The following is a 20,790-nucleotide window of genomic DNA, read 5'->3' on the forward strand; positions in this document are numbered from 1 at the left end:
TGGGGACGGGTGGCGAGGAGTTCTTCCGCCACCCGTGGTGAGTGCTGCCGCCGTCAGGGTGATCTTGAACGGCCTCGGGCAGCACTCCGCCCCACCGGACCACTACGTTCGGACGAGTGGAGGAACAGCAGGACCAGGACACCGGCCGCGCGCACTGGGGCTTCCTGGCGTTCTTCACCGGGCTCGGCGGCTACCACCTCGCCATCCTCGCCTTCACCGCCGCCACGGCCGACCGCTTCGCCGAGGTGGACGTCACCGACCCCCCGGTGCTCGGCCCGCTCCTGCTGCTGGTCTTCCTGCCCAACGTCCTGCTCGGCCTCGGTCCCGTCGTCATCTCCTGGTACCGGGGCAACGGGCCCAACAAGGACTTCGGCCTGGTGCCCACCCTCCGGGACCTGAAGGTCGGCTTGGCCGCCGGCGGCGCGGCGCTGCTGGCCGCCTGGCTCATCGGCGCGCTGCTGCTGCGCATCAACCCGGACCGGTCCGGCTCGCTCGACGAGATCGAAGCGCTCTCCGGCGGCCGGACGGTCTGGCTGGCCGCCGCGGCGCTGTTCGTCTTCCTCGGCGCGCCGCTGACCGAGGAACTGCTCACCAGGGGAGCGCTGTGGCAGGCGCTGGCCCACTACCGGATACCCAGGATCGCGATCCTGGCGCTGACCGCCGTCGTCTTCGCGTTCCTGCACGAGGAGAGCTGGCGCGTGCTCAGCCTGTTCGCGCAGGGGCTGGCCATCGGCGCGGCCCGCATGATCACCGGCCGGGTGGCCTCCAGCGTGGTGGCCCACGCGACGAACAACCTGCTGCCCGCCGTCTACCTCTACACTGGCTGACTAGGGTGGATGGCTGTGACACGACCGGATGAACCGCCCCCGGGGCTGATCGCCAGCGTCCGCGCGGTGGGACGGGAGCCCGAAGCGGTGCACGCGGGCCAGCGGTGGGGCTTCGGCGCGTTCCTGCTCGTCGAAGCGGTGTTCGTGCTCAGCGCGGTGTTCATCACGGCGGTGGCCCGCACCTCGGGCACGGACATCGGCTCGTCGGTGAGCTTCGTCCTGATCGGGTCCATCGTGCCGACGGTGCTGGCCGCGGCGGTCGCGGTCACCATCACCTACCTGCGCGGCAACGGCCCGTTCCAGGACCTCCGGCTCGCCTGGGACTGGGCGGACGTCAAGGTCGGGCTCAAGCTGGGCGCGCTCGGCCTGGTGCTCACCTACGTGGCCGCGGTGATCTGGTCGAGGGTGGTCGGCGACAAGAACGCCACGTCCGCGATCGGCGAGCTGGTGGACGGCGCGGGGCTGCCCCTGGCCGCCGCCGTGGCGATGTTCCTCTACGTGTGCTTCCTGGGCCCGGTGTGCGAGGAAGTGATCTACCGGGGCCTGCTGTGGGGCGCGATCGAGCGGCAGCGCTGGAGCCGGTGGGCGGCGTTCGTGCTGACCACGCTGATCTTCGCGGCCAGTCACCTGGAACCGCTGCGGACGTCGTTGCTCATCGTCATCGCGCTGCCCATCGGCATCGCCCGCCTCATCACCCGCAGGCTCACCGCGAGCGTGGTGGCGCACGTGATCAACAACTTCCTGCCCGGCCTGACCCTGCTCCTCGTCTCCATCGGGGTGATGCCCGCGTGAGCACCCGCGCGATCGACCTCAACAGCGACCTCGGCGAGGGCTTCGGCATCTGGCGCCTCGGCGACGACGAAGCCCTGCTCGGCATCGTGACCAGCGCGAACGTGGCCTGCGGCTTCCACGCCGGCGACCCGTCGACCATGCGCCGGGTGTGCCGCCAGGCGGCGGACGCGGGCGTGGCGGTCGGCGCGCAGGTCTCCTACCGCGACCTGGCGGGCTTCGGCCGCCGGTTCATCGACGCGGACCCGGCCGAGCTGGCCGACGAGGTGCTGTACCAGATCGGGGCGCTGGACGCGTGCGCCAGGGCGGCCGGGACGTCGGTCGAGTACGTCAAGCCGCACGGCGCGCTCTACAACGCCGCGGTGCACCACGACCGGCAGGCCCGGGCCGTGGTGGACGGTGTGAAGGCGTTCGGCGACCTGCCCGTCCTCGGGCTGCCCGGCTCGCGCCTGCTCCACCACGCCGAACGGGCGGGCCTGCGCCCGGTGCGGGAGGCGTTCGCCGACCGCGCGTACACGCCCGAGGCCACCCTGGTGCCGCGCACCGCCCCGAACGCCGTCCTGACCAGCGCGGACGCCGTGCTGGCGCAGGTGCTCCGGCTCGCCGAGCGGGGTGAGCTGATCGCGACGGACGGCGCCGTGCTCAAGGCGGAGGTCGACTCCATCTGCCTGCACGGCGACACGCCGGGCGCGGTGGAGCACGCGACGAAGATCCGTGCGGCGTTGGCCGACGCGGGCGTCCCCGTGGCCCGATTCGTGGTCCGGTAGACCCGTCTGGCAGAATGGTCGGTTGTTCGCCGAGGTCGGTCCCTCTCACCGTGCCATGGCGCCCCAGACACCTGGGCTTTCACCACCCGTGCCCCACTCGGGTGAGGACTGCCCGCACCTGAGCACACGAGAGCACGAGGAGCACCCACACCCGTGGCCGTCAAGATCAAGCTTCAGCGGCTTGGCAAGATCCGTCAGCCGTACTACCGGATCGTCGTCGCCGATGCCCGCACCCGCCGCAACGGCAAGGCCATCGAGACGATCGGCAAGTACCACCCGAAGGAAGAGCCGTCGTTCATCGCGGTGGACACCGACCGCGCGCAGTACTGGCTGGGCGTCGGCGCGCAGCCGACCGAGTCGGTCCAGCGCCTGCTCGAGATCACCGGTGACTGGCAGAAGTTCAAGGGCCTCCCGGGCGCCGAGGGCACGCTGAAGGTCAAGGAGCCCAAGACCAGCAAGGCGGAGCTGTTCGCCGCCGCGCTGGCCGCCGCGGGCGACGCGCCGTCCACCGAGGCGACCACCCCGAAGAAGAAGTCGGCCAAGAAGGACGACGCCAAGAAGGCTGAGACCGAGGCCGCTCCCGAGGCTGCCAAGGACGAGGCGTGAGCTTGTTGGCTGACGCTCTCGAACACCTCGTTCGGGGCATCGTCGACCACCCGGACGACGTCCGGGTGAACCTGGTCACGACCCGCCGCGGTCGCACGCTCGAGGTGCACGTCCACCCGGACGACCTCGGCAAGGTGATCGGCCGCAGCGGTCGCACCGCGACCGCCCTGCGCACCGTGATGGCCGGCATCGGTGGTCGTGGCGTGCGCGTCGACGTGGTCGACACCGACCGCTGAACGCGCACATGGACGTCGTCGTCGGCCGAGTGGCCAAGGCGCACGGGATCAGCGGCGAGCTCGCGGTCGACGTGCGCACGGACTCACCCGAGACCCGGTTCGCGCCGGGCTCGGTGCTGACCGCCAAACTGCGCGACGGCACCTCCCGCAACCTCACCGTCGCAGCCGCCCGGAACCACTCCGGGCGGCTGCTGGTGCGTTTCGAGGAAGTGCTGACCCGTGACGTCGCCGAGACGCTGCGCGGCACCTTGCTGCTCGCGAGCACCGAGGACCTGCCGCCGACCGGTGACCCGGACGAGTTCTACGACCACGAGCTCGAAGGCCTGACCGCCGAGCTCGCGGACGGCACGAGGATCGGCACCGTGCTGGAGGTCGTGCACGGGCCGGGCGGCGAGCTGCTCGTGGTCAAGCGCGAGAACGGCGACGAGGCCCTGATCCCGTTCGTGCGCGAGATCGTGCCCACGGTGGACCTCGCGGGCAAGCGCGTCCTGCTGGACCCGCCCGAGGGCCTCCTCGATGCGGATTGACGTCGTCACGATCTTCCCGGAGTACCTGGACCCGCTCCGCGCCGCCCTGCTCGGCAAGGCGATCGACAAGGGTCTGATCAGCGTCGGCGTGCACGACCTGCGGAACTGGACGCACGACGTGCACAAGGCCGTCGACGACAGCCCGTACGGCGGCGGTCCGGGCATGGTGATGAAGCCCCAGGTGTGGGGCGAGGCGCTGGACGACGTCGTCACCCCGGCCACCCGCCTGATCGTGCCGACGCCGGCCGGTCGGCCGTTCACCCAGCGGTTGGCGCACGACCTGGCCGCGGAGGAGCACCTGGTGTTCGCCTGCGGCCGGTACGAGGGCATCGACCAGCGCGTCGTGGACGACGCGTCGCGCCGGATGCGCGTGGACGAGGTCTCCATCGGCGACTACGTGCTCGTCGGCGGCGAGGTGGCGGTGCTGGTGGTGGTCGAGGCCGTCGTCCGCCTCCTGCCCGGCGTGCTCGGCAACCCGAAGTCGGCCGCCGAGGACTCGTTCTCCGACGGCCTGCTGGAAGGCCCCAGCTACACCCGGCCCGAGGTGTGGCGCGACCTCGCCGTGCCGGAGGTCCTGCGCTCGGGCAACCACAAGGCGATCGACCGCTGGCGGCGCGACCAGTCGCTGCGCCGCACCCGCGAACGCCGCCCCGAACTGCTCGAGGCCCTCCCCGAAGGTGCGCTCGACAAGCACGACCGCAAGCTGCTCGACGAGCTGGACCGAGGGCTGGACTAGGGGCGATTTCGTGCCGCCGCCCCTCGTCTGGCACACTGGACAGGTTGCTGCACCCGGTTCAACTCATCCGGCGTGCGCTAGGCCCGCCCCCGCGCGTGTGTGACTTGAGTTCGGCCGCGCCCCGGGGGAGTACGCAATACACGTGAGGACGAGGACGGACCACCGATGAACACCCTGGACGCTCTTGACGCCCAGTCGCTGCGCTCCGACATCCCCAGCTTCCGGCCGGGCGACACGCTGAAGGTCCACGTCCGCGTCATCGAGGGCTCCCGCGAGCGGGTCCAGGTGTTCCAGGGCGTCGTGATCCGCCGCCAGGGCGGCGGCATCCGTGAGACCTTCACCGTCCGCAAGGTCTCGTTCGGTGTCGGCGTCGAGCGCACCTTCCCGGTGCACTCCCCGAACATCGCCGAGATCGAGGTCGCCTCCCGCGGCGACGTCCGCCGGGCGAAGCTGTACTACCTGCGCGACCTGCGCGGCAAGGCGGCCAAGATCAAGGAGAAGCGCGAGGCGCGACCGGCCTCCTGACGCCGGACACACGCGGAACCAGTAGCCTGCCCACGTGGCAGATCCCGTGCACCGCTCCGCTGACGAAGACGGTCAGGATCCCGCAGTCGAGTCCACTCCGGACTCGGCTGCGGGCGGCAAGTCGAAGAAGGACAAGAAGAAGCCCCCGCTCTGGCGCGAGCTCCTCGTGCTCGGAGCTACGGCCCTGGTCCTCACCATCCTGATCCAGACGTTCCTGGCGCGGGTGTACGTGATCCCGTCGCAGTCGATGGAGGAGACACTCCACGGCTGCCCCGGGTGCAACAACGACCGGGTGCTGGTCGACAAGCTGGTCTACGACTTCACCGAGATCGAACCGGGCGAGGTCGTGGTCTTCCGCGGCCCCGCGACGTGGGGCAACAACGACTTCAACTCCGGCCGGTCGGACAACCCGATCGTGGCAGGCATCCAGTCGGTGGCCTCCTTGGTCGGCCTCGCGCCGCCGGACGAGCGCGACTTCGTGAAGCGGGTCATCGCGGTCGGCGGGCAGACCGTCGAGTGCTGTGACGAGCAGCACCGCGTGAAGGTCGACGGCAAGCCGCTGGACGAGCCGTACATCTACTGGCAGCCCGGCACGTCACCGGAGAACCACGACCCGTTCGAGCCGGTCAAGGTCCCCGAAGGCCACCTCTGGGTGATGGGTGACAACCGCACGAACTCCACCGACTCCCGCAAGCAGGGCGGTGGCGGCGTGGCGGGCACCGTGCCGGAGGACAACGTCATCGGCAAGGCGCGGGTCATCGTGCTGCCGCCGTCGCGCTGGCAGGGCATCGGCGACCACAACCCGCAGTCCCTCGCGCTCGGCGCGCCCGCGTGGCAGAGCGCCATCCCGGCGGGCGCCGGCCTGGCCGCGGCGTGGCCGCTGGTGTTCTTCGGCCGCAAGGTCCGCAGGCGGTTGACCAGGGCCACACAGCCCTGATCGGTAGGCTGACCGGGTGGTGGACGTCGCGTCGTCCCGGGGCTCCTCCGACGAGGGGGAACCGGAGCACGAGGAAAAGGTCGAGCAGTGGCGTGCCCGCGCGCGCAAAACGGCCAAGCGCAAGGGCTCGTTCTGGAAAGAGCTGCCGATCCTGATCGGCGTCGCGGTGGTGCTCGCGGTGCTGATCCAGTCGTTCCTGGCGAAGGTCTACATGATCCCGTCGGAGTCGATGGAGCAGACGCTGCACGGCTGCTCCGACGGCTGCTTCGGCGACCGGGTGCTGGTCGACAAGCTGGTCTACGACTTCGCCGAGGTCGAACCGGGCGAGGTCGTGGTCTTCCACGGCCCCGACACCTGGATCAACCAGGACTTCGTCGCGCCCGAGCCGACGAACCCGCTGGTCAAGGCGTTGCAAGGGCTCGGCTCGCTGATGGGGTTCCCGGCGGCGAACGAGGAGGACTTCGTCAAGCGGGTCATCGCGGTCGGCGGGCAGACCGTGCAGTGCTGCGACGACCGCAACCGGGTCGTGGTCGACGGCAAGCCGCTGGACGAGCCCTACGTGTACTGGGCGCCGGGCCGCAGCACGGTGCAGGAGTCGTTCGCCGAGCTGAAGATCCCCGAGGGCTACCTGTTCGTGATGGGCGACAACCGCAACGACTCGTGCGACTCGCGGTGCCAGGGCGACGGCCGCGAGGGCGGTCTCGTGCCGGTGGACAACGTGGTGGGCAAGGCGCGGGTGATCGTGCTGCCGCCGTCGCGCTGGCAGGGCGTCGGCGACCACAACCCGCAGGTCGTGGCCATCGGGGCGCCCGCGTGGCAGGACGCGCTGCCCGCCGGTGTCGGCCTCGCGGCGGCGTGGCCGGTGCTGCTGCTGGGCAAGCGGGTGAGGTCGCGGTTCCGGGGTTCACGGCTGGGATAGGGTCGAGGGGTGATCCGCAAGCCGCCTCGCGTCCAGGTCCGGCAGACCGCGGGGATCTGGGCCTTCGAGGCCGCGTTGGACCGGCGCGGGTTCGGCCCGGTGGCCGGCGTCGACGAGGCCGGTCGTGGCGCCTGCGCGGGCCCGCTCGTCGTGGCGTCGTGCGTGCTCAAGCCCGGTGACGCGGCGAAGTTCGACGGGCTCACCGACTCGAAGCTGCTCACCGCCGCCGCGCGGGACCGGATGTACGACCTGGTGCTCAAGCGCGCGCTGGACTGCGCGGTGATCGTGATCCCGGCCGCCGAGGTCGACCTGATCGGCGTGCACGTGGCGAACATCGAGGGCATGCGGCGCGCGGTCGCGCGGTTGGAGGCGCACCCCGGGTACGTCCTGACGGACGGCTTCCCGGTGCCCGGTCTCACGGCGCCGAACATGCCGGTGGTCAAGGGTGACCGGGTGGCGGCGTGCGTCGCGGCGGCGTCCGTGCTGGCCAAGGTCACGCGGGACCGGATCATGACCGGTCTGCACGAGGAACTGCCCGTCTACGGGTTCGACGTGCACAAGGGCTACAGCACCCCCGAGCACTCGGCGGCGCTGGTGGAGCACGGCCCGAGTGCGCAACACCGCTGGTCGTATGCGAACGTGGCCGCCGCGGCGCTCCGGCACGGGTTGGCGGCGCCGCACCGGGTGGCGCGCGGCGTGGTCGCGGGCGCCGTGGTCCAGAATGGGACAACCCCGCAGACCAGCGGTGGCAGGCTCGCGACGAGGAGGGGCGCGGATTCGATGATTACCCGCGCGGAGGCGTAATGAGTGCAGAGGATCTCGAGAAGTACGAGACCGAGATGGAGTTGTCGCTGTACAAGGAGTACCGCGACATCGTCAGCCAGTTCTCGTTCGTCGTGGAGACCGAGCGGCGGTTCTACCTGGCCAACTCGGTGGACGTGCAGGTCCGCAACGCGGACGGCGAGGTCTACTTCGAGGTGCGGATGTCCGACGCCTGGGTGTGGGACATGTACCGCCCCGCCCGGTTCGTGAAGAACGTCCGCGTCATCACCTTCAAGGACGTCAACGTCGAGGAGTTGGACAAACCCGACCTCAGGCTGCCAGAGGACGGCCCGTTCAACTCCTGATACCCGCAAAGTCGCAGGGGCCTGCCCGTGAGGGTGGGCCCCTTTGCGTCTGCCGGCCGCTACCACGCGCCACCGACATTTCCCCGGCGGCTGTCCACAGCCCTTGAAGTTGTCCACAGCCGGCGAACTGCCCGTCGCCGGCCCTCCACCACCCCGGCAAGGTCGAACCAAGACCGATTCCGGAGGAGCGGGACATGAACACGGCAACCGACCTGGGCAGGCGTGGCGAGGACGCGGCGTGCCGGTACCTGGAGCACCAGGGCCTGTCGATCCTGGCGCGCAACTGGCGGTGCGACGACGGCGAGCTGGACGTCATAGCCACCGACGGCGCTCGGCTGGTGGTGGTCGAGGTGAAGTGCCGTTCGGGCACCAGCAGGGGCACGCCCCTGGAAGCCGTGACGCCGGACAAGCTGGAGCGGGTCCGGAAGTCGGCCCTGCGCTGGCTGAGCGCCAACCGGATCGGGCGCGTGGAGGTCCGGTTCGACGTGATCGCGATCGAGTGGCCGCCCGAGGGCAAGGTCCGCCTGCACCACCTGCGAGGTGTGTGATGGCGCTCGCGCGAACGTGGTCGGTGGCGTTGTTCGGCGTGGACGGCGTGCCGGTGGAGATCGAGGCCGACGTCGGTGTCGGCACCGTGAAGACCCAGCTCCTCGGCCTGCCGGACGCCGCCCTGCACGAGTCGAAGGACCGCGTGAAGGCGGCGGTGCGCAACAGCGGGCACGACTGGCCGTCCCAACGCGTGACGCTGGGCCTGTCCCCGGCCACGCTGCCCAAGAACGGCTCCGGCTACGACCTGGCCATCGCCTGCGTCGTCCTGGCCGCCGCCAAGGCGATCCCGGGCGAACGCCTGGCCGACACCGTGCTGCTGGGTGAGCTGGCCCTGGACGGCCGGGTCCGCACCGTCCGAGGCGTGCTGCCCGCGCTGCTGGCGGCCAAGCGGTCGGGCCTGACGGAGGCGGTGGTCCCCGTGGACGCGCTGCCCGAAGCCGTCCTGGTGGCCGGCATGACCGTGCACGGCGCCACCACCCTGACCGACGTCCTGTCCTGGCTGGCCGGCGAGCACACCCTGCACCACACCACCCCGCCCGCCATCGCCCCACCACCGGACGGCCCGGACCTGGCGGACGTGGTCGGCCAGCCGGAGGCGAGGTGGGCCCTCGAAGTCGCCGCCGCCGGCGGTCATCACATCCTCCTGACCGGGCCGCCGGGCACCGGCAAGACCATGCTGGCCCAACGCCTGGCCGGCCTCCTGCCGCCGTTGTCGCCGGAGGAGGCCCTCGGCGTCACGGCGGTGCACTCGATCGCGGGTCTGCTCTCCCCGGAGACCCCGCTGGTCGCCACGCCGCCGTTCGTCTCGCTGCACCCGACCACGTCGACGGTGGCGCTGATAGGCGGCGGCTCCGGCATGGCGAAGCCGGGAGCAATGAGCCGGGCCCACCGGGGCGTGCTGTTCCTGGACGAGACGAGGGAGTTCGGCGCGGCGAAGCTGGACGCGCTGCGCACGGCGTTGGAGGAGGGCGAGGTGCGCCTGGCGAGGCGTGACGGCATCGCCCGCTACCCGGCCAGGTTCCAACTCGTGATGGCGACCAACCCGTGCCCCTGCGCACCGCCGAAGGACATCGACTGCGTGTGCCTACCGGCCGCGCGGAGGCGCTACCAGAGCAAACTCTCCGGCCCACTGCTGGACCGAGTGGACCTGCGGGTGGCGATGCGCCCCCTGACCGCCATGAGCAACGCGGACATCGCCCCACCGGAACCGACAGCCGCCGTCCGCGAGCGGGTCCAGAAGGCCAGGACGAGGGCGACGGAACGCTGGGCGGCCCACGGCTGGCTGACCAACGCCGAGGTCCCAGGCCCCGCCCTCAGGCGGGAGTACGCCCTGCCAGGACACGCGACCACCGTCCTGGACCGGGCGCTGACCACCGGAGCCCTGACGGGCCGGGGCGCGGACAGGTGCCTGCGAGTCGCCTGGACCCTCGCCGACCTGGCCGAGGTCGACCAACCGACAGCGGACCACGTGGCCGCCGCCCTGGAGTTCCGAGAGCGCAGGAAATCATGACCGAACCAACCACCACTCAACCAACCCCCACCCAGCCAACCACTGTCCTGCCCCCGGCCCTGCCCGCACCTCCTCCCTCGAACGCGACCCCGGTTCCCCACCCACTCCCAACCCCGGTGTCAGCAGTGCCGGAGTCCGCGTCGTCCCAGGCCACGTCCGTGGACCCTGCGCGGTCGGCGCTCAGGCCGGGCCTGGCCGTGCCGCCCTCAGCGCTGACCGGAGCCGGCCCCGATCCGGACCCGGCAGCCCCGAGGGCGTCACCGCCGGCCTCCCCGACTGGTGTCCCGCCAACCCCGCCCTCCGTGTCGACCTCGCCGACCTCGCCCGCCATGCCGCCCGACGTCACCTCCACCGCAGCGGCGCGGACCGCGGTCGCTTCCAGTCGGGTTGCGGACAACCACCTTGCGGACAACCACCTTGCGGACAGCCACCTTGCGGGCAGTTGGCTTGCGGGCAGTCGGCTCGTGGGCCGCCCGGTCGAGTCTGGTGCGCATTCCGAGCCGGGCTCCGGAGTGCGGAGCGGGATCGACTCGGCGCCGGCCGAGTCGAAGGCGGCTCGGGTGGCGGCGGAGGCGGACATGGGGCGAAGGCCTGAGCCCGGCGAGGTGTTCGCGCCGGTCACGCGCCCCGGCCCCGACGAATGGTGGCGGTCGCCGTGAACACCGACGAGGTCCGGCTGGCCCGGGCCTACCTGTCGCGGGTGGCCGAGCCGCCCGCCACGGCGCTGGTGCGGTTCGTCGCCGAAGTCGGGCCGGTGCGGGCCGCCGAGTTGGTCAGGACCGGGGAGGTGCCGTCCGGGGTCGACAGCCAGACCTCGGCACGGCGGGCGTTGGACCAGGCCGAGCAGGACTTGGAGGCTGCCGCGAAGGTCGGCGGGAGGCTTCTGGTCCCCGAGGACGACGAGTGGCCTCGCTGGCCCTTCAACGCACTGGCCATCGCCGCCGCCAACGGTCTGCGGTGCGGTGTGGAGCCGTTGGCGTTGTGGGTCCGAGGCGAGGCCGATCTCTCCTCGATCACCGAGCGGGCCGTCGCGGTGGTCGGCAGTCGGGCCGCCTCCGGCTACGGGCAGCACGTCGCGGGCGAGTTCGGCTTCGGGCTGGCCGAGGCCGGCGTCACCGTGGTGTCCGGCGCGGCCTACGGCATCGACGGCGCGGCGCACCGGGGCGCGATCACGGCGGGCGGGCTGACGATCGCCGTGCTGGCCTGCGGGATCGACGTCGCCTACCCGTCAGGCCACCGGGCCTTGCTGGAACGCATTCCGAGCCAAGGGCTGCTGGTGAGCGAATACCCGCCGTCCCACACGCCCGCGCGCCACCGGTTCCTGACGCGGAACCGGCTCATAGCGGCGCTGGCCGAAGGCACCGTGGTCGTCGAAGCGGGACAGCGCAGCGGGGCCAAGAACACCGCCGCGTCGACGGCGGCGCTCGGCCGGGTGCTCATGGCGGTCCCCGGGCCGATCACGTCGGTCAGCTCGTCGGGCTGCCACGAGCTGCTGCGTTCGGGGATCGCGTTGCCGGTGACCAGCGTCGCCGAGATCATCGAGTCGACCGGACGGCTCGGCGTCGACCTCGTCGAAGCCACCAGGAACACCGACACCGGACCACCGCAGGGCGAGGCGATGCGGGTCTTCGAAGCGCTGGGCCTGACGTTCGGGCACAGCCCGGAGGCGATCTCCGTCGAATCCGGCGTCGAGTTGGCCAGGGTGCGCGCATTGCTGCCGCAATTGGAACTGGCCAGTCTCGCCGAACGCACGGAAAGCGGTTGGAAGCGCTCCCAGGACGGGAGTTGGCGTGGCGATACTTGACCAAGAGCGCTTGAGGGCGGAGCGTCAGGGGCTATGTCCCCGCCGCCGCCCGCTCGGACACGTCGTGTCGACCTGGTTCGCCTGCGTCGCGCGCTGCCCGCGGACGTGGCGACGGCCTTGGACCGCTACGAACGCCACCTCGCGATGGAACGCGGCCTGTCACCGCACACGGTGCGCGCGTACCTCGGCGACGTGGTCGCCCTGCTGGTCCACTTAGCCGAGGGCACACCCGACAACGCCACCGTGGAAGCGATCGACCTGCCGGGCCTGCGGTCGTGGTTGGCTTCCCAGCACTCCGCCGGCGCGAGCCGGACGACGATGGCCCGACGTGCCGCCTCCGCCCGGACCTTCACCGCTTGGGCATCCCGCAACGACCTGCTCGCCGCCGACCCCGGCCCGCGGCTCAGCGCGCCCCGCCCCCACCGGACCCTCCCCGCCGTGCTGCGGCCGGACCAGGCCGACGCCGCCATGGCAGTTGCCGAAGTAGGCGCGGAACACGGCGATCCGGTTGCGCTGCGTGACCAAGCCGTGGTGGAGTTGTTGTACGCAACTGGTGTCCGGGTCGCCGAGTTGTGCGGTCTCGACCTCGACGACGTGGACTACTCCCAAAGGGTGATTCGGGTTCTGGGCAAAGGCAGTCGCGAACGCACCGTGCCGTTCGGCGTTCCGGCCGAACGGGCTGTACGGCGCTGGGTGGAGCACGGCCGATCCGCCCTGGTCAGCGACCGTTCACACCGTGCACTGCTGCTCGGCGCGCGTGGTGGGCGGCTCGACCCGCGTACCGCCAGGAGGGTTGTCCACGATGTAGTGGGTGCGGTACCTGAGACGGCCGACACCGGGCCCCACGGCCTACGCCACTCCGCGGCCACGCACCTGTTGGAAGGGGGAGCGGACCTGCGCACCGTCCAAGAGCTTCTTGGTCACGCTACGCTCGCAACGACTCAGCTCTACACACACGTCACCGTCGAACGGCTGAAGGCGATCCATGACCGAACCCACCCCCGCTCCTGACGTCGCAGGGGGAGGTTCGCGGACCGCAACCGTGACCTCTCCCTCCGCCGCGCACGTCGGGACCTCGTCGGCGGCGCGCACCCCGGCTGGGACGTACGGTCACCACGTCGCCGCCGAACCGCCGCGCACGAACGGGCACGCGGGTCCCGCGGCGGTCCCCGGCAGGCCCGCGCACGCGGCGTCCGAGTCGCGCACCGCGGACGACGTGGAAGCCGGGATCATCGCGCTGTGGCACACCTACGGCGAGTCACGTCGGCAGGCCATGCGGGACCGCCTGGTGCTGCACTACGCGCCGCTGGTGAAGTACGTCGCCGGTCGGGTGGGCACCGGTCTGCCCGCGCACGTCGACGTGGCGGACCTGATCCAGTCCGGCATCTTCGGCCTGGTCGACGCGATCGAGAAGTTCGAGCCCGAGCGCGGTCTGAAGTTCGAGACGTACGCGATGCAGCGCATCAGAGGCGCGATCCTCGACGACCTGCGCTCACAGGACTGGGTGCCCCGGTCGGTCCGCAGCCGGGCACGTGACGTCGAACGCGCCCTGGAACGCCTGGGCGGTCGCCTCCAACGCACCCCGACCGACCGAGAGCTCGCCGCCGAGCTGAAGATCGGCCTCGGTGAGCTGCGCGAGCTCTACGCCCAGCTCCAGCTCACCAGCGTGGTCGCCCTGGACGAGCTGATCGCCGCAGGCCGCAGCAGCGGTGGCGCGGGCTCGTCACTGGCCGAGTCCCTGCCCGACGAGGGCGCGGAGGACCCGATCGCCACCCTGGTCGACCAGGACAGCCGCCGCCAACTCGCCGACGCGATCGCCCAGCTCGCCGAACGGGACCGCGTCGTGGTCACCCTCTACTACTTCGAGAACCTGACGCTGGCCGAGATCGGCAAGGTCCTGGGCGTCACGGAGTCCCGCGTGTGCCAACTGCACACCCGGGCGGTGCTGCGCCTGCGCACCAAGCTGAACGAGCAGCTGGAGGCCTAGCCCGGCTCCGCCGACGCTCGGTCGGCAGCAGCTGCCAACCGCCGAACGCCCGCCACGGGCCATCGGCGAACCCCACGCGCGCATGCACCGCTCCGGGATCGGAACACTCGGTCTCGCGGAAACAAGCTCGCGGAAACAAGGTCGTCGGCCCGAAGGTCACGAGGAGCTGTTCGGGGTTCGGAGGCCGCGCCACCCGGTCGGGCCGGGAACCCGGACCCGGGCCAGCACCGTCCGGAACCGCGGGCCTTCCGCTGCCTGGCCGGGCGTGAGCACGAACGCGGCGACGCATCACCCGCAGCACCTGTTGCTGTGTGGGCAACGGAGCCCTTTTCCCTCGGTCAGCGCCTGCTCCAGCGCGTCCATCAACCTCTGGAACACCCCGGCCCTGGCCCAGGCGTTGAACCGGGAGCAGAGGTGGACCAGTGCCCACACTCTCGGGCACGTCACGCCGGCCCGACCCGGTGCGGAACGCCACAGGATCCCGTTGACCTGCTCCCGCACCCGACGCGGCAACGGCCCGTCGCCGCCACCGGCACAGGCGGCTCGATCAACGCCCACTCGGCATCGGTCAGGTCGAAACGCGCCACGTGGGTGTTCTACCGGCACACCACCGGGCCCGACCTAGATCCGAACCCCAACAGCTCCTATCCCGCCGCGACTTCGGCACGGAGACGTCCCGGTATCGCCGACACCCGGTATCGCGCTGGACGGCGGCATCGCGAGGGGAGGTGGCTGGGCTCGGCGAGGAGGTGATGCGGTGGGTGCGGTGCCGGCTTTGGGCGAGGTGGCGGGAAGGGAGGGGTTGGGTGGGGCACCCGGCCCGCGCGGCGGTGGCTTGGTGAGGCGGTGGGGCGAGGTGCGGGGCAGGTAGGTCAGAAGGGCTGCGCAGGTCGCAGGGATGGCCAGGTAGAGGGGTGGACTGGTGGGTGAGCGGGGGTGGGCGCGTGGGGGACCGCTGTCGTCCGGCCTCGGCAGGAGGCGGACTCGGCCGTTGGACACCAGGTGCAGTGGGTTGAGGTAGGTGCGGGATCGGGGTGGGGTGGTTCGGACCGCGCCCCAGTGCAGGCAGGCCTCCGCCGGGCAGCCCTCGTGGCCCGGGTTCAGGGTGCCTATCCGCTCGCCTCGCCGTACTGGTTGACCCCGGTGGACGGTCGGGGTGACCGGTTCGTAGGTGGTTCGCAGGCCGCCGGTGTGCAGCAGTGAGACGACCGTTCGATCGGCTACCGGGCCCGCGTGCACGACCACGGCGTCCGCGGCGGCCAGGACGGCGGCGCCCGCGGTGGCGGCCAGGTCCACGCCCCGGTGACCGGGCCCGTACTCCGTCGCCGGGGCCTCGAAGGCGCGGACGACCTGGTGCGGTGGTGCGAGCGGCCAGGCGAAGCGCGGCGCGCGGTGGGCCCTCGCGGGCGTCGGCAGCGCGGCCAGGGGTAGCGTCACCACCGCTGTCAAGGTCAGGACCAGCGGTGTTCGCATGGTGGGAGACATGGGTCCAGCGTTCCGGCGGGGACCGGGGGCTACCAGTGGCTTCGGCTCACCTGTGGACAACTCGTGGGGCTGTGGACAACTGCAGGCCCGGTTCGTGGTTCTCCGGCTCACCGGCGTACACTCGGAGCGCGGCCCGTGTGAGTGCGGGACGACTTCGCGTGCCAATGCAGATCCGACCAGTTTCGGTGTGGTCGAGTCACGGCGTCCAGCGGTCCTGAGGCGAGACGTCCTCCGGTTCGGACGGCGGCAGGGGCACCAGGGCGGCGGTCCGACCCGGCCCGCCGCGACCAACCGGAACGCGCGCCGGCCCAACGCCAGGCGCGCCTGAACGAAGAGGTGCGAACCCGGCCATGGCCGTCGTCACCATGAAGCAGCTGCTCGACAGCGGCGTGCACTTCGGGCACCAGACCCGTCGCTGGAACCCGAAGATGAAGCGCTACATCTTCACCGAGCGCAACGGCATCTACATCATCGACCTGCAGCAGACGCTGACCTACATCGACCGGGCTTACGAGTTCGTTCGGGAAACGGTCGCGCACGGCGGTTCGATCCTGTTCATCGGCACGAAGAAGCAGGCGCAGGAGGCCATCGCCAACGAGGCCCTCCGCGTCGGCATGCCCTTCGTGAACCAGCGCTGGCTGGGCGGCATGCTCACCAACTTCTCCACGGTCCACAAGCGCCTCCAGCGGCTCAAGGAGCTGGAGTCGATGGAGCAGACCGGCGGTTTCCAGGGTTTCACCAAGAAGGAAATCCTGATGATGAACCGCGAGAAGGACAAGCTGGAGCGCACGCTCGGCGGTATCCGCGACATGTCCAAGGTGCCCAGCGCCGTGTGGATCGTGGACACCAAGAAGGAGCACATCGCCGTCGGCGAGGCGCGCAAGCTGAACATCCCGATCGTGGCGATCCTCGACACGAACTGCGACCCGGACGAGGTCGACTACCCGATCCCGGGCAACGACGACGCGATCCGGTCCGCCGCGCTGCTGACCAAGGTGGTGGCCGAGGCTGCCGCCGCCGGTCTGATGGCGCGCTCCGGCGCCCGCACCAAGGCCGCTGACGGCGCGGACAAGCCCGAGCCGGGTGTCGACGAGCCGCTGGCCGAGTGGGAGCAGGAGCTGCTGGTCGGCGCCGACGCGCCCGCCGCACCGGCTGCCGCCGAGGCCCCCGCTGCCGAGGCGCCCGCCGCCGACGGCAGCGAGCCCGTCCAGTCCTGATCCGTCCGCACGCCGCGCCTGCCCTGATCACGGTGGGCGCGGCGTGCGCACAGGACCAGCGCTGAACAGCTGGAACCGCACCACCCCCAAGCGCGTAAACGCGTCGGCGAGCGAGCCGACGACCAGACCGCAGAAGGAACGGAAATCGCACGATGGCGAACTACACCGCCGCTGACGTGAAGCGCCTCCGCGAGCTGACCGCCGCAGGCATGATGGCCTGCAAGAAGGCGCTCGAGGAGACCGACGGCGACTTCGACAAGGCGGTCGAGCTCCTGCGCATCAAGGGCGCCAAGGACGTCGACAAGCGCGCCGAGCGCACGACCGCGAACGGCCTGGTCATGGCCGAGGACGGCGTGATGATCGAGCTGCGCTGCGAGACGGACTTCGTCGCCAAGAACGCCGACTTCCAGGAGCTGGCGGCGCGGATCGTCGCGGTCGCCAAGGCCACCCGCCCGGCTGACGTCGAGGTGCTCAAGGCCACCGACCTCGACGGCAAGGCCGTCGACGCCGTCGTCCAGGAGTTCTCGGCCAAGATCGGCGAGAAGCTGGAGCTGGCCAAGGTCGCCATCTTCGACGGCACCGTGACCACCTACCTGCACCGCCGTGCCGCCGACCTGCCGCCCGCCGTCGGCGTGGTGGTCGAGTACACCGGCGACGACACCGACGCCGCCCGCGGCGCCGCGATGCAGATCGCCGCGATGCGTCCCCGCTACCTCACCCGCGACGAGGTCCCCGCGGACGTGGTGGCCAACGAGCGCCGCATCGCCGAGGAGACCGCTCGCGAGGAGGGCAAGCCGGAAGCGGCGCTGTCCAAGATCGTCGAGGGTCGCGTGAACGGCTTCTTCAAGGACGTCGTGCTCCTGGAGCAGTCGTCCGTGACGGAGTCCAAGAAGACCGTCAAGGCCGTGCTGGACGAGGCCGGTGTCACCGTGACCCGCTTCGCCCGGTTCGAGGTCGGCCAGGCCTGATTCGCGTGAGGGCGGGGTTGCGCGCAGACGTCGCGACCCCGCCCTTGCCGTGTCCAGAGGAGTACCTGTGAGCGCAGAGGTAGACCACGCGAAAGCGGAGCACGCCGACGACGAGCCGATCCAGGGCTACCGCCGGGTGATGCTCAAGCTCGGCGGCGAGATGTTCGGCGGTGGCGGTGTCGGCGTCGACCCCGACGTCGTGCAGACCGTCTCACGCCAGATCGCCGCGGTCGTCCGAACAGGGGTCCAGGTCGCGGTCGTCATCGGCGGCGGCAACTTCTTCCGCGGCGCCGAACTGCAGCAGCGCGGCATGGACCGCAGCCGCGCCGACTACATGGGCATGCTCGGCACCGTGATGAACTGCCTGGCCCTGCAGGACTTCCTGGAACGCGAGCACGGCATCGAGACCCGCGTGCAGACCGCCATCACGATGGGTCAGATCGCCGAGTCCTACATCCCCCGCCGGGCCATGCGGCACCTCGACAAGGGGCGCGTGGTGATCTTCGGCGGCGGCGCGGGCATGCCGTACTTCTCCACCGACACCACCGCCGCGCAGCGCGCGCTGGAGATCGGGTGCGAGGTCGTGCTGATGGCCAAGGCCGTGGACGGCGTCTACACGGCGGATCCCAAGACCGACCCGGACGCGTTGATGTTCGACAACATCACCCACCGCGAAGTGCTCGAACGCGGCCTGAACGTCGCCGACGCGACCGCGTTCAGCCTGTGCATGGACAACAACATGCCGATCATGGTCTTCAACCTGCTCACCGAGGGCAACATCGCGCGAGCCGTGCGCGGTGAGAAGATCGGCACACTGGTGAGCACCCCCGGTGGTCGCCCGTCCTTCTAGACCTGCTGGGATTCGAGCCGAACTGCGCACACCAAGGGAGTCAGTCGTGATTGACGAGACCCTCCTCGACGCCGAGGAGAAGATGGAAAAAGCGGTGTCCGTGGCGAAGGAGGACCTGGCCGCGGTGCGCACCGGCCGCGCCAACCCCTCGATGTTCTCCCGCATCGTGGTCGAGTACTACGGTTCGCCGACCCCCCTGAACCAGCTCGCCAGCGTCGCCATCCCGGAAGCGCGCATGGCGGTGATCAAGCCCTACGACGCCACCCAGCTCAACGCGGTCGAGAAGGCCATCCGCGACTCCGACCTGGGCGTGAACCCCAGCAACGACGGCTCGATCATCCGCGTGGTGATCCCGCAGCTGTCCGAGGAACGGCGCCGCGAGATGGTCAAGGTCGCCAAGGGCAAGGGCGAGGACGCCAAGGTGTCCATCCGCAACATCCGCCGCAAGGCCAAGGAAGAGCTGGACCGCCTGGTCAAGGACGGCGAGGTCGGCGAGGACGAGGGCACCAGGGCCGAGAAGGAACTGGAGAACGTCACCCACCGCTACGTCGCCCAGATCGACGAGCTGGTCAAGCACAAGGAAGCCGAGCTGCTCGAGGTCTAGTCGGTCACGTCGGTTCGGCGGGTCGGGCCACGAGCCCGCGCGCTTTTCCCCGGCCGGTCTGCGGCCGTGATAGGAGCACAACAGGTGTCAGGCGGCGGTGACCAGGGCGCGCCGGAGAAGAGCGCGTCACGCGCGGGGCGCAACCTGCCCGCGGCCATCGCCGTGGGCGTCGGCTTGGGCGCCGTCATCCTCGTCGCGCTGCTCACGGTGCGGGAGCTGTTCGTCGGCGTCGTCGCCGTCGCCGTCGCCGTGTCGACGTACGAGCTGGCGGGTGCGCTCAAGCGCGGCGCGGGCATCCGGGTGGCCCTGCTGCCCGTGCTGGTCGGCGGGCAGGCCGTGGTGTGGCTGGCCTGGCCGCAGGAGCGCGGCGGCGTGCTGGGCGCGTTCGTGGTGACGATCCTGGTGTGCCTGCTCTGGCGGCTCAAGGACGGCGCGGACGGCTACCTGCGCGACGTCACCGCGTCCATCTTCACGGTCGCCTACGTGGCCGTGTTCGCGTCGTTCGCGGTCATGCTGGTCGTGCCGGACGACGGAGTGTTCCGCGTCCTGGCGTTCCTGATCGGCGTCGTGCTGTCCGACACCGGCGGCTACGTGGCCGGCGTGCTGTTCGGCAAGCACCCGATGGCCCCCACCATCAGCCCGAAGAAGTCCTGGGAGGGTTTCGCGGGCTCGATGGTGGCGGGCATGGTCGGCGGCGCGCTCACCGTCGGCCTGATGCTGGACGGCCAGTGGTGGCAGGGCGTGCTGTTCGGCGCGGCCCTGGTCGTCACCGCGACGGCGGGCGACCTGGTCGAGTCGCTGATCAAGCGCGACCTCGGGATCAAGGACATGGGCACGCTGCTGCCCGGCCACGGCGGCCTGATGGACCGGATGGACTCGCTGCTGCCGTCCGCCGTGGTGGCGTGGCTGCTGCTGCACGCGTTCGCGGTCTGACCGCCTGGCGGCCCTTCGCGCCTCAGTCGTCGTAGGGGTCGTCCACCCGCGTTTCGGTGGCCTCCTCCTCCGACAGCGGCGTGGTGCGGGACGGGTCGATCACCGAGAACACCGCGCCCGTGTGGTCGGCGACGACCGTGATCCGGCCGAACGGCGTGTCGTAGGGCTCCACGGTGACGCGTCCGCCCAGCTCGAGCACCCTGGACGCGGCCGAGTCCGTGCCGATCTCCGGCGCGGCCGTGAAGTAGACCATCCAGTGCGCGGGGGTGTCCGGCGCGAACGCCCGGCCCATCCGCTGGCGCCCGAGCACGGTGTGCCCGTGGACGGCCCAGATCGTGTAGTCGACCGCCTGACCGTCACCGATCTGGGTGATCTCGTACCCGCACAGGTCGCGGAAGAACTCGTCCGCGGCGTGCCCGTCGCGCGTGTTCAGCTCGGCCCACGCGTACGCGCCGTGCCCGTCCGCGCCGAACACCCAATCGGGTGGAACGTGCCGGAACCCGACCACCGCGCCGGTCGGGTCGGCGAGCACGGTGACGGTGTCCGACGGCTCGCCGAGCACCTGACCGCCCAACGCGTGCGCCTTCTCGGCGGTGGCGCGGGCGTGCGGCGTGTTCAGGTAGAGCGTCCACGCGCTCGGCTCGTCGGCGACGACGAGCTCGGCCACCGGCACGCCGTCCACCAGGGCGATCGCGTTGCCGCCCGCGTCGGAGAAGTACCAGCCGAACAGCCCGGAGTAGAAGTCGATCGTGGCCTGGAGGTCCGTGGTGGCGATGTCGACCCAGCACGGCGCGCCGTGGTGCAACTCGGCCAAAGCGGGAGAATTGGGGACGATCGACACCGCGTACCTCCTGCAAGCCGCCTATTCGATCACGCTACGGCTCTAG

General features: G+C 71.0%; 24 protein-coding genes. 22 read left to right on the forward strand and 2 right to left on the reverse strand.

Features of this window, described 5'->3' with window-relative positions; translation table 11 throughout:
• The first annotated feature begins 116 nt into the window (after positions 1–116).
• The 17 genes from AB0H12_RS05895 (at position 117) to AB0H12_RS05975 (ending at position 13,846) form a co-directional block, all read left to right on the forward strand.
• Positions 117–827, forward strand: coding sequence for a CPBP family intramembrane glutamic endopeptidase (locus AB0H12_RS05895; RefSeq protein ID WP_499621148.1), 711 nt, complete (start codon positions 117–119; stop codon positions 825–827).
• 9 nt (positions 828–836) lie between these two features.
• On the forward strand, positions 837–1,619 hold the full coding sequence (locus AB0H12_RS05900) for a CPBP family intramembrane glutamic endopeptidase (protein ID WP_230567684.1): 783 nt from the start codon (positions 837–839) through the stop codon (positions 1,617–1,619).
• The gene (locus tag AB0H12_RS05905; protein WP_499621149.1) at positions 1,616–2,383 is read left to right on the forward strand and encodes a LamB/YcsF family protein; all 768 of its coding nucleotides are present in this window, start codon (positions 1,616–1,618) and stop codon (positions 2,381–2,383) included. Before AB0H12_RS05900 ends, AB0H12_RS05905 begins: the two co-directional genes overlap by 4 nt.
• 153 nt (positions 2,384–2,536) lie before the next feature.
• Positions 2,537–2,989, forward strand: coding sequence for a 30S ribosomal protein S16 (gene rpsP / locus AB0H12_RS05910; RefSeq protein WP_499621150.1), 453 nt, complete (start codon positions 2,537–2,539; stop codon positions 2,987–2,989).
• On the forward strand, positions 2,986–3,225 hold the full coding sequence (locus AB0H12_RS05915) for an RNA-binding protein (protein WP_015104447.1): 240 nt from the start codon (positions 2,986–2,988) through the stop codon (positions 3,223–3,225). The genes rpsP and AB0H12_RS05915 overlap by 4 nt, the downstream gene beginning before the upstream one ends.
• Before the next feature lie 8 nt (positions 3,226–3,233).
• On the forward strand, positions 3,234–3,752 hold the full coding sequence (gene rimM / locus AB0H12_RS05920) for a ribosome maturation factor RimM (RefSeq protein ID WP_230567682.1): 519 nt from the start codon (positions 3,234–3,236) through the stop codon (positions 3,750–3,752).
• On the forward strand, positions 3,742–4,488 hold the full coding sequence (trmD, locus tag AB0H12_RS05925) for a tRNA (guanosine(37)-N1)-methyltransferase TrmD (RefSeq protein ID WP_230567681.1): 747 nt from the start codon (positions 3,742–3,744) through the stop codon (positions 4,486–4,488). Before rimM ends, trmD begins: the two co-directional genes overlap by 11 nt.
• Before the next feature lie 165 nt (positions 4,489–4,653).
• Positions 4,654–5,013, forward strand: coding sequence for a 50S ribosomal protein L19 (rplS, locus tag AB0H12_RS05930; protein WP_499621153.1), 360 nt, complete (start codon positions 4,654–4,656; stop codon positions 5,011–5,013).
• A 34-nt stretch (positions 5,014–5,047) separates the two neighbouring features.
• Entirely contained in the window at positions 5,048–5,950 is a 903-nt protein-coding gene (gene lepB, locus AB0H12_RS05935) for a signal peptidase I (protein WP_499621155.1), read from the forward strand.
• 16 nt (positions 5,951–5,966) lie between these two features.
• Positions 5,967–6,869, forward strand: coding sequence for a signal peptidase I (gene lepB / locus AB0H12_RS05940; RefSeq protein ID WP_499621156.1), 903 nt, complete (start codon positions 5,967–5,969; stop codon positions 6,867–6,869).
• Positions 6,870–6,878: 9 nt separating this feature from the next.
• On the forward strand, positions 6,879–7,673 hold the full coding sequence (locus tag AB0H12_RS05945) for a ribonuclease HII (protein ID WP_499621157.1): 795 nt from the start codon (positions 6,879–6,881) through the stop codon (positions 7,671–7,673).
• A complete protein-coding gene (locus tag AB0H12_RS05950) occupies positions 7,673–7,996 on the forward strand; it encodes a DUF2469 domain-containing protein (RefSeq protein ID WP_015104440.1) in 324 nt (107 codons plus the stop codon). The genes AB0H12_RS05945 and AB0H12_RS05950 overlap by 1 nt, the downstream gene beginning before the upstream one ends.
• Positions 7,997–8,190: 194 nt before the next feature.
• Positions 8,191–8,544: a YraN family protein gene (locus tag AB0H12_RS05955; RefSeq protein WP_499621158.1), complete on the forward strand. Its 354-nt coding sequence runs from the start codon at positions 8,191–8,193 to the stop codon at positions 8,542–8,544.
• Positions 8,544–10,055 (forward strand): YifB family Mg chelatase-like AAA ATPase, encoded by a 1,512-nt coding sequence (locus AB0H12_RS05960; RefSeq protein WP_499621159.1) that lies wholly within the window; start codon positions 8,544–8,546, stop codon positions 10,053–10,055. Before AB0H12_RS05955 ends, AB0H12_RS05960 begins: the two co-directional genes overlap by 1 nt.
• Before the next feature lie 655 nt (positions 10,056–10,710).
• Positions 10,711–11,859 (forward strand): DNA-processing protein DprA, encoded by a 1,149-nt coding sequence (gene dprA, locus AB0H12_RS05965; RefSeq protein WP_499621160.1) that lies wholly within the window; start codon positions 10,711–10,713, stop codon positions 11,857–11,859.
• A gap of 33 nt (positions 11,860–11,892) precedes the next feature.
• Positions 11,893–12,870: a tyrosine recombinase XerC gene (locus AB0H12_RS05970; RefSeq protein WP_499621162.1), complete on the forward strand. Its 978-nt coding sequence runs from the start codon at positions 11,893–11,895 to the stop codon at positions 12,868–12,870.
• Positions 12,845–13,846, forward strand: coding sequence for a FliA/WhiG family RNA polymerase sigma factor (locus AB0H12_RS05975; protein WP_499621163.1), 1,002 nt, complete (start codon positions 12,845–12,847; stop codon positions 13,844–13,846). The genes AB0H12_RS05970 and AB0H12_RS05975 overlap by 26 nt, the downstream gene beginning before the upstream one ends.
• 621 nt (positions 13,847–14,467) lie before the next feature.
• Here AB0H12_RS05975 and AB0H12_RS05980 read toward each other — a convergent pair.
• Positions 14,468–15,331, reverse strand: coding sequence for a peptidoglycan DD-metalloendopeptidase family protein (locus AB0H12_RS05980; RefSeq protein WP_499621164.1), 864 nt, complete (start codon positions 15,329–15,331; stop codon positions 14,468–14,470).
• Between the two features lie 350 nt (positions 15,332–15,681).
• On the opposite strand from AB0H12_RS05980, the gene rpsB reads away from it, so the two are divergent.
• From rpsB to AB0H12_RS06005, 5 genes are all read left to right on the forward strand, one after another.
• The gene (rpsB, locus tag AB0H12_RS05985; protein WP_499621165.1) at positions 15,682–16,548 is read left to right on the forward strand and encodes a 30S ribosomal protein S2; all 867 of its coding nucleotides are present in this window, start codon (positions 15,682–15,684) and stop codon (positions 16,546–16,548) included.
• A 152-nt stretch (positions 16,549–16,700) separates the two neighbouring features.
• Positions 16,701–17,516, forward strand: coding sequence for a translation elongation factor Ts (gene tsf, locus AB0H12_RS05990; protein WP_230567668.1), 816 nt, complete (start codon positions 16,701–16,703; stop codon positions 17,514–17,516).
• Between the two features lie 139 nt (positions 17,517–17,655).
• Entirely contained in the window at positions 17,656–18,366 is a 711-nt protein-coding gene (gene pyrH, locus AB0H12_RS05995) for a UMP kinase (RefSeq protein ID WP_051772088.1), read from the forward strand.
• 46 nt (positions 18,367–18,412) lie between these two features.
• A complete protein-coding gene (frr, locus tag AB0H12_RS06000) occupies positions 18,413–18,970 on the forward strand; it encodes a ribosome recycling factor (protein ID WP_230567667.1) in 558 nt (185 codons plus the stop codon).
• 84 nt (positions 18,971–19,054) lie between these two features.
• Positions 19,055–19,903, forward strand: a complete 849-nt coding sequence (locus tag AB0H12_RS06005) for a phosphatidate cytidylyltransferase (protein WP_499621166.1) — start codon at positions 19,055–19,057, stop codon at positions 19,901–19,903.
• A 22-nt stretch (positions 19,904–19,925) separates the two neighbouring features.
• On the opposite strand, the gene AB0H12_RS06010 is transcribed toward AB0H12_RS06005, so the two are convergent.
• Complete coding sequence (locus AB0H12_RS06010; protein ID WP_499621168.1) at positions 19,926–20,744, reverse strand: VOC family protein; 819 nt, start codon at positions 20,742–20,744, stop codon at positions 19,926–19,928.
• Positions 20,745–20,790 lie beyond the last annotated feature (46 nt).

Origin of the sequence: Actinosynnema sp. NPDC023794, assembly GCF_040639675.1 — a bacterium.
Classification (GTDB): Bacteria; Actinomycetota; Actinomycetes; order Mycobacteriales; family Pseudonocardiaceae; genus Actinosynnema; species Actinosynnema luteola.